Origin of the sequence: Streptomyces sp. NPDC050121, assembly GCF_044460385.1 — a bacterium.
Lineage (GTDB): Bacteria > Actinomycetota > Actinomycetes > Streptomycetales > Streptomycetaceae > Streptomyces > Streptomyces soliscabiei.
This window is the reverse complement of sequence record NZ_JBITJV010000019.1, coordinates 138,992-151,853: the sequence shown is the minus strand read 5'-3', so window position 1 is coordinate 151,853 and position 12,862 is coordinate 138,992. Positions and strand designations below refer to the sequence as shown.

At 70.9% G+C, this 12,862-nt stretch carries 12 protein-coding genes; 6 read left to right on the top strand and 6 right to left on the bottom strand.

The genetic code is table 11. The annotated features are described in order from the left end of the window. Positions 1–8: 8 nt before the first annotated feature. Both ACIBTS_RS27350 and ACIBTS_RS27345 read right to left on the bottom strand, forming a co-directional pair. On the bottom strand, positions 9–1,691 hold the full coding sequence (locus ACIBTS_RS27350; protein ID WP_399322841.1) for a N,N-dimethylformamidase beta subunit family domain-containing protein: 1,683 nt from the start codon (positions 1,689–1,691) through the stop codon (positions 9–11). 241 nt (positions 1,692–1,932) lie between these two features. Further along, a complete protein-coding gene (locus ACIBTS_RS27345) occupies positions 1,933–2,508 on the bottom strand; it encodes a TerD family protein (protein WP_256910999.1) in 576 nt (191 codons plus the stop codon). 220 nt (positions 2,509–2,728) lie between these two features. On the opposite strand from ACIBTS_RS27345, the gene arfB reads away from it, so the two are divergent. Beyond that, positions 2,729–3,166 (top strand): alternative ribosome rescue aminoacyl-tRNA hydrolase ArfB, encoded by a 438-nt coding sequence (gene arfB / locus ACIBTS_RS27340; RefSeq protein WP_399322840.1) that lies wholly within the window; start codon positions 2,729–2,731, stop codon positions 3,164–3,166. Positions 3,167–3,274: 108 nt separating this feature from the next. Continuing rightward, complete coding sequence (locus tag ACIBTS_RS27335) at positions 3,275–4,204, top strand: sigma-70 family RNA polymerase sigma factor (RefSeq protein WP_399322838.1); 930 nt, start codon at positions 3,275–3,277, stop codon at positions 4,202–4,204. A gap of 6 nt (positions 4,205–4,210) precedes the next feature. Here the strand turns inward: ACIBTS_RS27335 and ACIBTS_RS27330 are convergent, their stop codons facing one another. Next, a complete protein-coding gene (locus ACIBTS_RS27330; protein ID WP_319674170.1) occupies positions 4,211–4,780 on the bottom strand; it encodes a flavin reductase family protein in 570 nt (189 codons plus the stop codon). A gap of 412 nt (positions 4,781–5,192) precedes the next feature. Here ACIBTS_RS27330 and cdgB point away from each other — a divergent pair, with 412 nt between their 5' ends. Both cdgB and ACIBTS_RS27320 read left to right on the top strand, forming a co-directional pair. After that, complete coding sequence (cdgB, locus tag ACIBTS_RS27325; RefSeq protein ID WP_319674160.1) at positions 5,193–6,860, top strand: diguanylate cyclase CdgB; 1,668 nt, start codon at positions 5,193–5,195, stop codon at positions 6,858–6,860. A gap of 118 nt (positions 6,861–6,978) precedes the next feature. After that, positions 6,979–7,953: a CBM35 domain-containing protein gene (locus ACIBTS_RS27320; RefSeq protein ID WP_399322836.1), complete on the top strand. Its 975-nt coding sequence runs from the start codon at positions 6,979–6,981 to the stop codon at positions 7,951–7,953. A gap of 10 nt (positions 7,954–7,963) precedes the next feature. On the opposite strand, the gene ACIBTS_RS27315 is transcribed toward ACIBTS_RS27320, so the two are convergent. The 3 genes from ACIBTS_RS27315 to ACIBTS_RS27305 all read right to left on the bottom strand — a co-directional run bounded on the left by ACIBTS_RS27315 (position 7,964) and on the right by ACIBTS_RS27305 (position 11,142). Beyond that, entirely contained in the window at positions 7,964–8,893 is a 930-nt protein-coding gene (locus ACIBTS_RS27315) for a 1-phosphofructokinase family hexose kinase (protein WP_399322834.1), read from the bottom strand. Positions 8,894–8,995: 102 nt separating this feature from the next. Further along, a complete protein-coding gene (gene nagA, locus ACIBTS_RS27310; RefSeq protein ID WP_399322893.1) occupies positions 8,996–10,165 on the bottom strand; it encodes an N-acetylglucosamine-6-phosphate deacetylase in 1,170 nt (389 codons plus the stop codon). A 35-nt stretch (positions 10,166–10,200) separates the two neighbouring features. Beyond that, positions 10,201–11,142, bottom strand: a complete 942-nt coding sequence (locus ACIBTS_RS27305; RefSeq protein WP_399322833.1) for an ROK family protein — start codon at positions 11,140–11,142, stop codon at positions 10,201–10,203. Between the two features lie 169 nt (positions 11,143–11,311). Between ACIBTS_RS27305 and ACIBTS_RS27300 the strand changes: the two genes are divergently transcribed. Together ACIBTS_RS27300 and ACIBTS_RS27295 are read left to right on the top strand one after the other, a co-directional pair. Next, entirely contained in the window at positions 11,312–12,535 is a 1,224-nt protein-coding gene (locus tag ACIBTS_RS27300; protein ID WP_399322892.1) for an ABC transporter substrate-binding protein, read from the top strand. 52 nt (positions 12,536–12,587) lie between these two features. Beyond that, positions 12,588–12,857: a DUF3263 domain-containing protein gene (locus tag ACIBTS_RS27295; RefSeq protein WP_399322831.1), complete on the top strand. Its 270-nt coding sequence runs from the start codon at positions 12,588–12,590 to the stop codon at positions 12,855–12,857. The last annotated feature ends 5 nt before the right edge of the window (positions 12,858–12,862 follow it).

Genomic DNA, 12,862 nt, shown 5'->3' with positions numbered 1-12,862 from the left:
GCGACCGATCAGACGCTGACCTGTACGCGCGAGCTCAGCATCCGATCGATGAGGTTGCGGGTCGCGCGTTCGACGCGGGGGTCGTGGTGGGCCGGGTCGTGGAGGGCGAGGGGCCAGAGGAAGGTGCCGGCGGTGAAGACGAGGGTGCCGTCCTCGTGTTCGCACAGGCTGGTGTTCTGGATGCGCCGCCCGCGGCCGCCGCCCTTGCCGAAGGAATCGCCGTAGGGGGACTCCGAGAGAAGGGTGCGCTCGGCGCCCTCGGGGGAGGGCATCCTGTCGTCGTAGCCGTCGGCCTCGCCGCCCACGAGGCCGGGTATCTCCTCGCCGTCCTTGAGCCCGGTGCCCGCCCAGAACCAGTGGCCCGGCTCGCGGACGACCAGGGGCGCGGGTTCGGACAGGATGCCGTTGTACTGGACGCCCAGCAGGCCCTGTTCCGCGCGCCCGCGCTTCTCGCCGTGCTCGTCCTTCAGGTCGCGCCAGCGCTCAGTGGGGCCGCTGGCGTCGGGTGCGGGGTCCTCGGTCTGCTTGTAGCAGGCGACGGTGCGGGCCGGCGTGCCGTCGGGCGCGTCGGTGAGCCGTACGTGGAAGTAGATGTTGTTGGCCGCCAGGAAGGCGAGGTGCGTGCCGGCGTCCACCGCCTTCTCCACGGTGTCCCGCATCGGCTTCGACCAGTACTCGTCATGGCCGGGGAAGATCATCGCCGTGTAGCGCTCCGGGTCGATCCGGCCCTCGTGCAGGTCGACGCTCGTCGCGTACGTCACGTCGTGGCCGCCGGCCTCCACCCAGCGCGTGAACGCGAGGTCCAACTCGGCCCACCGGGGAAGTCCGTGGTCGGAGTAGGGGCGGTCGAACGACACGTGGAACGCGCGGTGGGCGTTGTTCCCGACGACCCCGGGGCGGGCGTAGCCCTTGTAGAGGTTCTTGCCGGTGCGGCCGTCCAGCGGCCACTGGTTGTAGGCCTGGTAGGTGGTGAAGGGGAGGACCACCAGGAGGTCCGCCGCGCGGTTCGGCTCGCGGACGACGAACGGCGTGCAGCTGCGGTGGCCGTCCTCGGCCTGGAAGACAGCCATGTACACGCCCGACACCCAGGTCGTGGGGACGCGGTGCGTCCAGGACGGGCGCCAGTCGCACACGATGGCCCCGGTGCCGGGGTGCGGGACGGGGGTGGGCTGCCGGGAGCCGGTGAGCCGCGGGCCGGTGGTCATCAGACGGCCGCCGGCGCCGTCGTAGTGGCCGAGGCGGTAGACGGCGATGCGGAAGGGCTGCGGTGTCCGTACGGACACGTGGAAGGTGATCGGCTCACCGGGGGCGACGGACGTCGTCGAGGCGTAGCCCTGGATCTGTCCCACGCGGTCCTTGGTGCTGAGGCGGTCCTCCGGAGGAACGTTCCAGCCCGCTGTTCCCGCGTGCGCGTTCTCGCTCGCCACCGGGTTGGCGCCCGTGGCGGTCGCCTTGCGGACCGGCGGCGGGGACGAGGGCGGGGACCCCGCGGGCGCTTCGCGGTACGCGTACGCCGCCCCGAGCCCGGTGACGGTCACCGCCCCTGCCCCGAGCGTGCCGATGGCCCTGCGACGACTGACGCCGGACTCGCTGACGCCGGACTTGCCGGACTCGCTGACGCCGGACTTGCCGGACTCACTGACGCCGGACTTGCCGGCCTTGCTGACGACGGACTTTCTGACGTCGGACATGCGGAACAGGCCCCCCTGGCACCGGCACACGATCCGCACACGCGCTGTTCACTTGTTCGCACGGTCGTGTGGACTGTCAAAACCCTCTGCTGCACTGCGAGTCAGGGGCCGTGACCGTCAAGCGGCTGGTCAAACCGCTGGTCAAACGCGAACCGCCCGCCCTCTAGGGAGAGGGCGGGCGGTCCGGTGAGGTTGCCTGGGATGCCTCAGATATTCGAACGTCCTGTGACGCCCGGGTGGCTCAGACGTTGACGCCGAAGTCCTGGGCGATGCCGACCAGGCCCGAGGCGTAGCCCTGGCCGACCGCGCGGAACTTCCACTCCGCGCCGTTGCGGTAGAGCTCGCCGAAGACCATGGCGGTCTCGGTCGCCGCGTCCTCCGAGAGGTCGTAGCGGGCGATCTCGGCGCCGCCGGCCTGGTTGACGATGCGGATGTAGGCGTTGCGGACCTGGCCGAAGTTCTGCGAGCGGTTCTCCGCGTCGTAGATCGAGACCGGGAAGACGATCTTGTCGATGTCGGCCGGGAGGCCGGCCAGGTTGACGTTGATCGCCTCGTCGTCGCCCGCGCCCTCGCCAGTGCGGTTGTCGCCGGTGTGGACGATGGTCTGGTCCGGCGTCTGCTTGTTGTTGAAGAAGACGAAGTGACCGTCGGAGTAGACCTTGCCCTGGGGGTTGACCGCGATCGCGGAGGCGTCGAGGTCGAAGTCCGTGCCGGTGGTGGTGCGGACGTCCCAGCCGAGGCCCACGGTGACGGCGGTCAGGCCCGGAGCCTCCTTGGTGAGCGAGACGTTGCCACCCTTGGACAGGCTTACAGCCATGGTTGGGAGTCCTTCCCTCGTTGCGTACGGCTTCGTACGGGGCTTCGTACGGGCACGAAGCTACAGCTATCCCTATGAACGCAGCGAAGGGTGCTCAAGGTTCCCCACGACACCGGGTTTCTTTACTTTCTTTACCCGGGGACGTGAAGGGAGTCGGGAGGGAGTCCGAAGGGAGTCCGAAGGGATAATCGCGTGACTCGCGCCGGGCCGGGGCGGGAACATGGTGGGCATGTCTGGTCCCTATGTCGTCCGCGGCTCCGTCTCGCTTCCCGAGGCCGAGCTCATGTGGCGTTTCTCGCGGTCTTCGGGGCCGGGCGGGCAGCACGTCAACACCAGTGACTCGCAGGTGGAGCTCCGCTTCGACCTCGCGCGCACCGAGGCGCTGCCCGAGGTGTGGAAGGCACGGGCGCTCCAGCGGCTGGCCGGGCGGCTCGTCGACGGCGTCGTCACCGTCCGCGCCTCCGAGCACCGCTCGCAGTGGCGCAACCGCGAGACCGCCGCCGTACGCCTCGCCGCGCTCCTCGCCGAGGCCACCGCCCCGCCGCCCAAGCCGCGCCGGCCCACCCGCATCCCGCGCGGGATCAACGAACGCCGGCTGCGCGAGAAGAAGCAGCGCTCGGAGACGAAGCGGGGCAGGAACGGACGGGAGTGGTCCTGACCGGGACCGGTCCTGACCGGGACCGGTTCTGACCTGCGTGTGTCACATTTCCCGCGTGCCGTCCGTCATCCCCATGACAGCCGACCGCGAACAAGGATGTGACGAACCATGGCCACTGGTGACGACGACTTCCTCGCCGACTCCTTCGAGGCGCAGCGAGGCCGTCTGAGGGCCGTCGCCCACCGCATGCTCGGCTCGGCCGCCGAGGCCGACGACGCCGTGCAGGAGGCGTGGGTGCGGCTCAGCCGGAGCGAGAGCAGGGAGATCGACAATCTCGCGGGGTGGCTGACGACCGTCGTCGGCCGGGTCTGCCTGGACATGCTGCGCTCGCGCCGCTCCCGCGGCGAGGAGCCGCTGGAGAACTGGACGTCCGACCGGTCCGACCCGTCCGCCGTGCCCGGCCCGGTCGCCCCGGCTGCCGTGACCGCTTCGTCGGCCGTGTCCGACCCGGCGCAGGACGCGCTGCTCGCCGACTCCGTCGGAGTCGCCCTGCTCGTCGTCCTGGACACCCTCACCCCCGCCGAGCGGCTGGCGTTCGTGCTCCACGACCTGTTCGGGGTGGAGTACGAGGAGGTCGCGGGCATCGTCGACCGGACCCCGGAGGCCGCGCGGCAGCTCGCCAGCCGGGCCCGGCGCCGGGTGCGGGGCGCCGAGGAGCCGGACATCGACCGCGTCCGGCAGCGCAAGGTCGTGGACGCCTTCCTGGCCGCCGCCCGGGAGGGGGACTTCGACGGACTGCTCGCCGTTCTCGACCCGGACGTCGTGGCCCGCTCCGGCGCCGGGGTGACCACGGGCGCGGCGGCCGTCGCCCGCGGCGCGTCGAGCTTCGCCCGCCTCGCCGACGTGGCCCGGCCCGCCCTGGTGGACGGCGCGACCGGACTGGCGGTGCTGGTCGACGGCCGTGTTGAGCGGGCGCTGGCCTTCACCTTCGTACGCGGCGGCCGGATCGCCCTGATCGACGTCACGGCCGACCCCGGGAGCCTGTCCCGGATGGAGGTGACGCTGCTCCAGTCCAGCGGAGAGCAGGGCGCGTCCTAGCGACGGTCACCCCAACTGGCGGTAGCGGCCCCGGAAGTAGACCAGGGGGCCGCCGTCCGCGCTCGGTACCGCGGCGGTCAGGACGCGGCCGATGACCAGGGTGTGATCGCCGGCCACGACCCGCTGCTCGGTGCGGCACTCCAGGGTCGCCAGGGCGCCGCCGACGAGGGGCGCGCCGCTGGTCTCGCCCCGGGTGTAGGGGATGTCCTCGAAGAGCAGCCGGTCGCTGATGCGGCCCTTCATCGCGAAGCGGCCGGCGATGTGCCGCTGGCTCTCGGAGAGCACCGACACCGCCCACACGGGCTGTTCGTCGAGCAGGTCGTCCATGCGGGAGCCCGTGCGCAGGCTGACGAGGACCAGCGGCGGGTCCAGGGAGACCGAGAGGAAGGCCGTCGCCGTCATGCCGACGTCCTCGCCGTCCGGTGCCCCGGGGTCGTCCGGGTCCAGGGACGGCTCCCGGGCGGTCACGAGGACCACGCCGTCGGCGAGCCGGGACATGGCGGCACGGAACGCGTCGTTGCTCACCCCTTCAGCATGCCCGGAGGGAACCTGCGGGAGGGTCTTCAGGGTCTTCACTGCGGTCTTGAGCGTCTCTGGGGGCACGTTCGGAACGCTAGTGTCCGGCCGATGCGCCGCGCATCGGACCTCCGCCCGAGTAGGGTCGTAGGACCGTGGACCGATTCCCGCAGCCGTTGTACCCGAATGCGCTGCTGCATGCGTTGCTGCATGCGTCGCTGCTTTGTCGCTGTCCGTGTTCAGGAAACACACAGGAAAAAGCGGAAACCCCACTCAATTGTTCACGTTCGCCTGTGACTTGAGTCACAAGACGCATTAATTGTTGACCCTGTGTACCGAGTGGGCAGCGCGCTGTGATTCAGTGGCGGAAGCGTCACAAGGAGACACACACCGACAACACTGCACCAGAAGCAACGTTACGCCGAAGACAACCCTTGATTCGCTGCGAAGTCTCGGGGGGAGGGCGAAACACATGGAGACCGAGTCGGAGCCGTACGTCCGTCTTGCGTCCCTGCGACAGCTGCACCAGGTCATGGCCGACATGAACACGGCCCGCAGCCTGGCCGACACACTGCAGACAGTCGCCGACGGCGTGGTCACGGCACTCGGGTACGAGCTGGCGTGCGTCAATCTCGTACGCCCCGACGGCGACCTCGTGGTCGCCGCCTTCGCGGGCAACCCGGCAGCCGAGGCCCTCATCACGGGCCGGGTCGGCTCGCGCGAGTCCTGGGAGCGGCGCCTGAGCATGGGCGAGACCTGGGGCGACCTGGTGTTCATCCCCCACACCGAGGGCTGGATCCTCGACGAGGACGACGTCCCGCAGTGGTACACCGACGGGCCCGCGCCCCGCTTCGAGGACGAGTGGCACCCCTCCGACCGTCTCTTCGCCCCCATGTTCACGCCCCCCACCCCCGGCAGCGGCACCTGCGGCGAGCTGGTGGGCGTCCTGTCCGTGGACCGGCCGCGCAACGGCCGCCGGCCCGGCGCATGGGGGCGCGAGGCGCTCCAGATGTACGCCTTCCAGGCCGCCATCGCGATAACCAACGCGCGTCTACGTGCGAATATGCAGCGGGCACTGGTCCGGCTCGAACGCGAGCAGCAGGCCCTGCGCGCCAGTGAGGAATCCTTCCGCCAGGCCTTCGAGTACGCCCCCTCCGGCATGGCGATAGCCGAGATGGGCGGCGAACAGCACGGGCGGATACTCCGCACCAACGACGCCCTGTGCCGCCTGCTGGGCCGCCCCGCCTCCGCGATGCGCCGCTACTCCTTCTCCGACCTCGTCCACCCCGAGGACATAGGCACCCTGCTGCGCACCTCCGCGGAAGGCGGCCGCGCCGAACTGCGGCTGGGCCGCCGCGACGGCACCTACGTCTGGGTCAGCCTCCGCAACTCCGTCGTCGCCGACGCCGCCGACGGGCCCCGCTTCCTCCTCACCCACGTCGAGGACATAGAGGACCGCAAGCGCCGCGAGCTCCAGCTCGCCCACCGCGCCTCGCACGACTCCCTCACCGGTCTGCCGAACTCCGCCGAACTGCGTTCGCGCCTGTCCGCCCGGCTCTGTCAGCGCCCCCAGTCGACCCACCCCGCCGCCGTCGACGCCATGGACACGGCCTACGGCCACGCCGCCTTCGACGCCAACGGCCACGGCTTCGACTACCGGCCCGCCGGCGCCGAGTCCTTCGACGGCTACGACCACCATGTGCACACCGCCGCCCCCGAGGACGGCCACCACGACGACGGCGCCAAGGGGCTCGCGGTCCTGTTCTGCGACCTCGACGGCTTCAAGTCGATCAACGACCGGTTCGGGCACAACGCGGGTGACGCGGTGCTCATCGAGGTCGCCCGACGCCTCTCGCGCGCCGTCCGGGACGGCGACACGGTGGCCCGGCTCGGCGGCGACGAGTTCGTGATCCTCGCCGACGGCCTCGGCCGCGCCGACGCCGCCGACCTCGCCGTACGCCTGCGCAACGAGATCATCCAGCCGATCCGCGCCGAGGGCCGGGCCGTACGGGTGGGCGCCAGCTTCGGCATCGGCTGGGCACATTGCGGGATGACCGCGGACGAAGTGCTGAAGTCCGCCGACGAACGCATGTACGTCGAGAAACGATCTCGTCCCAAACAGCACAGACGTGCGGGATGATCCCCAGGTCAGCGGCCTGATGCGATCCGAGTCACCCGTTTGGGGCAGCTGGAGCGGGTAGGCTCGCTCTTCTGAACACCCCGCATCAGCCCCGCACCTGTTGAGGAGTACGACGCCGATGACGCCCGGCAACAACGGCGCGAGTACGCCCGAGGACGACGACCCGTTCGGCTACCTCTACGCCGACGGCCAGGCCAACGGCGCCCAGCCGCCCTCCGGCGGTGGCTACGGCTACCCCAACTCGGTCAACAGAGTGCGTGCGGTCGGCGAGCGCCAGTACGGACAGCCGCAGCAGCCCCAGCAGCAGACCGCGCAGTACGGCCAGTACGGCCAGCCGCCGACGGTCCCCCAGCAGCAGGGCGGCTACGGCCAGCCGAACGCGCACTACGCCGCGCCTGAGAACTTCGGCGGCGGCGGGCCCTCCACCGGCCGGCAGCCCGCGCAGGGCGGTGGCGGCGGGCGCAGCCGGGGCCCCAACACCAAGGGCCTGCTGATCGGCGCGGTCGCGGTGGTCGCCGCGGTCGTCATCGGCATCGTGGTGGTCATGACCAACGGCGATTCCGACAAGAAAGACGACAACAAGGCGGGCGGCCAGACGTCGTCCTCGTCCTCCGCCCCACAGAGCCCGTCACCGAGCGCGTCGGCCTCCGGGGACGAGAGCAAGGCGCACCTGCCGACCATCGACGCGAAGGCGCTGAGTCTGGAGGGCGGCACCGCGCTGGCCTCCAACGTCAAGGGTGCGAAGGCGGCCGGCGGCACCTACGTCGGCAACTTCAACCATGTCGGTGCGGCCGTCACCTGGAACGTCAGCGGGATCCCCGAAGACGGCAAGTACACCCTGTACGTCACCTACGGGGTGCCCGGCAAGGACGGGAACGCCACGCTCACGATCAATGGCACGCCCCAGGACCGCCCTCTCAGCATGAAGAACTTCGCCCACGCTCCAGAGGGCGATTACGAGAAGGGCTGGACGAACACCTGGGGGAACATCACCCTCAACAAGGGCACCAACACCATCAAGATCTCCTGTGAGCAGGGCAACGCCTGCGACGCCAATCTCGACCAGCTCTGGCTTGAAGCGGGCTGGAAATAGGGCGGTCGGTTCAGGCCGCGGTGGCCTCTGCGGTCACTGTGATCCGGTTCAGCAGTTGCTCGTAGGCCGGCCGGTCGAACTCGCCGGCCGTCGGGGACAGTACGGTCGCCGCTGACAGGGCGACCGCGCGGGCCAGGCGGGCCGGCCAGGGCAACTGCTCGACCAGGCCCGACAGCAGGCCCGCGGACGCCGAGTCGCCGGCGCCCGTCGGGTTGCCGGATATGCGGGCCGACGGGGTCGCGCGCCAGCGGCCCTCCGGGGTCGCCGCTGTCAGCCCGTTCGCGCCGAGAGAGGCCACCACCGACCGGGCTCCACGCCTGCGGGCGTCCTGCGTCGCCCGCAACGGCTCGTGGGAGCCGGTGAGTTCGGCCAGTTCGTCCGCGTTCGGCTTGATGATGTCCGGACGGGCGGCGACCCCGCGCCGCAGCGCCTCCCCGCTCGTGTCCAGCAACACGGGGACGCCCGCGGCCCGCGCCGTGCGGACCAGGACCGCGTACGCGCCCACCGGCACCCCCGGAGGCAGGCTGCCGCACAGAGCCACCGCGCCGGCGCCGGCGAGCAGCCCCTCGTAGGCCTCCTGGAAGGCGGACCACTCGGCCGGTGTGATGACCGGGCCGGGTTCGTTGAGCCGGGTGGTGTCGCCGGTGCGGGCGTCGACGACGGCGATCGTGCGGCGGGTGGCCCCGGTGACCGGCAGCAGTGCGTCCGACACTCTTTCCGTACCGGTGAGTTGGTCCTGCACGACGCGGCCGGTGGCGCCGCCGACGAAACCGGTGACCGTCACCTCGTGACCGAGCGCGGCGAGCACCCGGGCGACGTTCAGCCCCTTGCCGCCGGGCCGCTCCCGCACCTCGGTCACCCGGTGCGAGGTGTGCGGCCTGAGGGCCGGGACGCGGTAGGTGACGTCGAGAGCGGTGTTCAGGGTGACGGTGAGGATCACCTGGGCCGACCTCCCTCGTACTCTGGGTGGCCCGATCATGCCAAAAGGACGGCGACCGGCCCAGACCTCGGGTCGGCCACCGTCCCTGTACGGGCGGACGTTTCATGCCAGTTGGGGATCCACCACCCAATCGCCCTTGCGCATCACGCCCTTGAGCTCGAAGTTCTCGTCGAGGAGGACCAGGTCGGCGTCCTTGCCGGGTTCCAGGGAGCCGATGCGGTCGTCCATGCCCAGCAGCCGGGCCGGGGTGGCGGACAGGGCCGCGACCACGTCCTCGACCGGGAGCCGGTCGATCGTCACCGCCCGCTGGAAGGCGCGGTCCAGGGTGAGGGTGGAGCCGGCGATCGAGCCGCCTTCCACCAGCCGGGCCACGCCCTCGCTGACCTCGACCTCCAGCGGACCGAGCAGATAGTGGCCGTCGCCGATGCCGGCCGCGTCCATCGCGTCCGTGATGAACGCCACGCGTCCCGGGCCCGCGTGACGGAACGCCAGCTCCAGGGCGGCGGGGTGCAGATGGGCGCCGTCGTTGATGAGCTCGACCGTCACCCGCTCGTCCTGAAGGAGCGCGGCGATGGGGCCGGGGGAGCGGTGGCCGAGGGGCGGCATCGCGTTGAAGAGGTGGGTGGCGACGGTGGCTCCGGCCTCGATGGCCTGAAGCGTCTGCTCGTACGTCGCGTCCGTGTGGCCGACGGCGGCGATCACGCCGTGCTCGCGGAGGAGGCGTACGGAGTCCAGGCCGCCCGGCAGCTCCGTGGCGAGGGTGACCATCCTCGCCTGGCCGCGCGCCGCGTCGATCAGCCTGCGCACCTGGGCCGGGTCCGGGTCGCGCAGCAGCGCCTCGGAGTGCGCGCCCTTGCGGCACGGCGAGATGAAGGGGCCCTCGAAGTGGATGCCGGCCAGGTCGCCCTGCTCGGCCAGCTCGCTCAGCAGACCGGCCTGCCGGACCAGGAAGTCCATGTCGTCGGTGACGGTCGAGGCGACGAGGGTGGTCGTGCCGTGCAGACGGTGGGCGTGGACAGCCTTCTGGACGTCCTCGGCCTTGCCGTGGAACGAGGCGCCGCCGCCGCCGTGGTTGTGCAGGTCGATGAAGCCGGGTACCAGCCAGTGGCCGGTCACGTCGATGACGTCGGCATGGGGGACTTCGGTCGTGATTTTCGTGCCGTCTATGGTGATGCGGCCGTTGGGGACTGTGCCTGTGGGTAGGACCACGCTCGCGCCGGTCAGTACCTGCGGGCGCGTCGTGGTTTTTTGCGCCCCGCGGCGGAGCCGCATATCGGCGCTGTCCCGCGTCCCTAGGGGGGTGGCCATCAGGGTGTTACCTCCATACCGTCATTCGTGTTGAGGAGATCCCAGGCCAGGAGGCCCGCGCCCAGGCAGCCGGCGCTGTCGCCCAGGGCCGCCGGGACGATCTCCGGGAGTTTCTGGAAGGTCACCCGTTGCCGGACTGCTTCGCGCAGCGGTGTGAACAAGGTTTCCCCCGCCTCCGCGAGGCCGCCACCGATGACGAGCATGCGCGGGTCCAGCAGGGTGAGTGCGGTGACCAGGCCGTCGGCGAGGGCGTCCACGGCCCGCTGCCACACCCGGACGGCGTTCGGGTCGCCGGACGCGACGGCCTTGGCGCAGTCGGCGGCGTCCGCGTCCGGGTCTGCGCAGGCCGCCGCCCACGCCTCGCTCACCGCCCCCGCCGACGCGAACCGCTCCAGACAGCCGCGCTGCCCGCACGGACACGGGGTCCCGCCGGGCCGTACGACGATGTGGCCGATCTCGCCGGCGAAGCCGTGCGCGCCCGCCTCCACCCGGCCGTCGACGCCGATCGCGCCCGCGATGCCGGTGCCCAGGGCCACGAACAGGAATCGGTCCGCGTCCCGGGCCGCGCCGATCCGGCCCTCGGCGAGGCCGCCGGTGCGGACGTCGTGGCCGAGGGCGACCGGAACGCCGAGCGCGGTGGCGAGCAGCTCGCGCAGGGGGACGTCCCGCCAGCCCAGGTTGGCCGCGTAGGTGGCGATGCCGTTCGCCTCGTCGACGATGCCGGGCACGGCGACGCCGGCCGCGGCGGCGGGCTCGCCGAACCGCTCGACGCCGTGGTCGCGCAAGGAGGCGGCGAAGTCGAGGATGCCGGCGACGACCGCGTCGGGGCCGCGCTCACGGCCGGTGGCCCGGCGCGCCCGGTACAGCAGCGTGCCGTCCGCGCCGACCAATGCGGCTTTCATCCCGGTTCCGCCCACGTCCAGGGCGATGACATGTCTCACCCGGACAGTGTGGACCGAGGACCCGCAAGAGGTCTAGTCCACTTACGTGGTGTAGACCTTACTCCGGATAGCGGATCCAATGGTATGAACAATTAGTTGAGGAGATGGAGATTCGGTGCAGCGCCGGGCACGGAAGTCAGGGACCATCGCGGCGGCGTCCGCCCTCGGCATGGCGGCGGCCCTCGCCGGCTGCGGACTGAGCGGAGGCTCCGACGAAGTCACCCTGAGACTCGTCGCCGCCGACTACGGCGACAGCAGCGCCAACAGCTCCAAGAAGTACTGGGACCAGCTCGTCAAGGCGTACGAGAAGGACCACCCCGGCGTCACCGTCGAGGTGACCGTGTACTCCTGGAACGACGTCGACGCCAAGGTCAAGGCCATGGTCGACGCGGGCAAGGCGCCCGACATGGCCCAGATCGGCGCCTACTCCGACTACGCCGCCGAGGACCTCCTCTACCGGGCCGGCGACGTGCTCTCCATCCCCGTCGAGGCCGACTTCGTGGCCCAGCTCGCAGGCGCGGGCAAGGTGCGCGGGGTCCAGTACGGCATGCCGTTCGCGTCCTCCACGCGGCTGCTGTTCTACAACAAGACCCTCTTCGCCAAGGCCGGCCTCACTCCGCCGACCACCTGGGCCGAGCTCGCCAAGGACGCGAAGGCGCTCAAGGAGGAGGGCGTGAAGTACCCGTACGCGCTCCCGCTGGGCCCCGAGGAAGCCCAGGCCGAGACCCTGCAGTGGCTGCTCAGCGGCGGGGGCGGCTACACGCAGACCGTCAGCAGCTACAGCCTCGACTCCGCCGAGAACGTCGACACGTTCAACTGGCTGAAGAACCAGCTCGTCGGCAAGGACCTGACCGGGCCCGTCCCGCCGGGCAAGCTGAACCGGGCCGCCGCGTTCGCCGCGTTCGCCGCCGGCGACGTGGGCATGCTCAACGGACATCCGTCGCTGATGAAGGCGGCCGAGAGCAAGGGCGTGAAGTTCGGCATGGTGCCGATGCCCGGGGTCGCCGGTCCCAGCAAGGCCTCCATGGGCGTCGCCGACTGGATGACCGCCTTCAAGCAGAACGGGCACGCCGAGCAGATCGGCGACTTCCTCGACTTCGTCTACAGCGAGAAGAACGTGCTCGCCTTCTCCCGCGAGTACGACCTGCTGCCGGTCACCGGCTCCGCGTCCCAGGTGATGGGCGCGGCCAAGGAGGACGCCGACCTCCAGCCGTTCCTGGAGGAACTCCCGCTGTCGGAGAGCTACCCCGTCGGACGGACCTCCTGGGCGAAGGTCAGCGCGGAGATCAAGAAGCGGATAGGCCAGGCCGTCACCCCGAACGGCAGCCCGGCCGAGGTGCTGGGCGAACTCCAGACGACGGCGACGAAGCTGGACGCGGCCACCGGCGAATGAGCCGGGTGGACCGGGCAGGCCGAGTGTCGGCGGCGGGCGCTACCGTGCGGGAATGGAGCAGCGAGAGGAAGAACGGGGAGAGGAAGAACGGCGAGAGGGAGAACTGGGGGCCAGGGAACGGAGCATCCTGGCCCTGGAGCGGCGCGGGTTCCCCGGCCCCGGCGCGAAGGAGCGGGCGATACGCGAGGAACTCGACCTGGCCCCGGTCCGCTACTACCAACTCCTCAACGCCCTCCTCGACGACCCACGAGCCCTGACCCACGACCCGGTGACGGTGAACAGACTGAGAAGGGTGAGGGAGACGAGGCGCGGGGAACGCTAACGTCA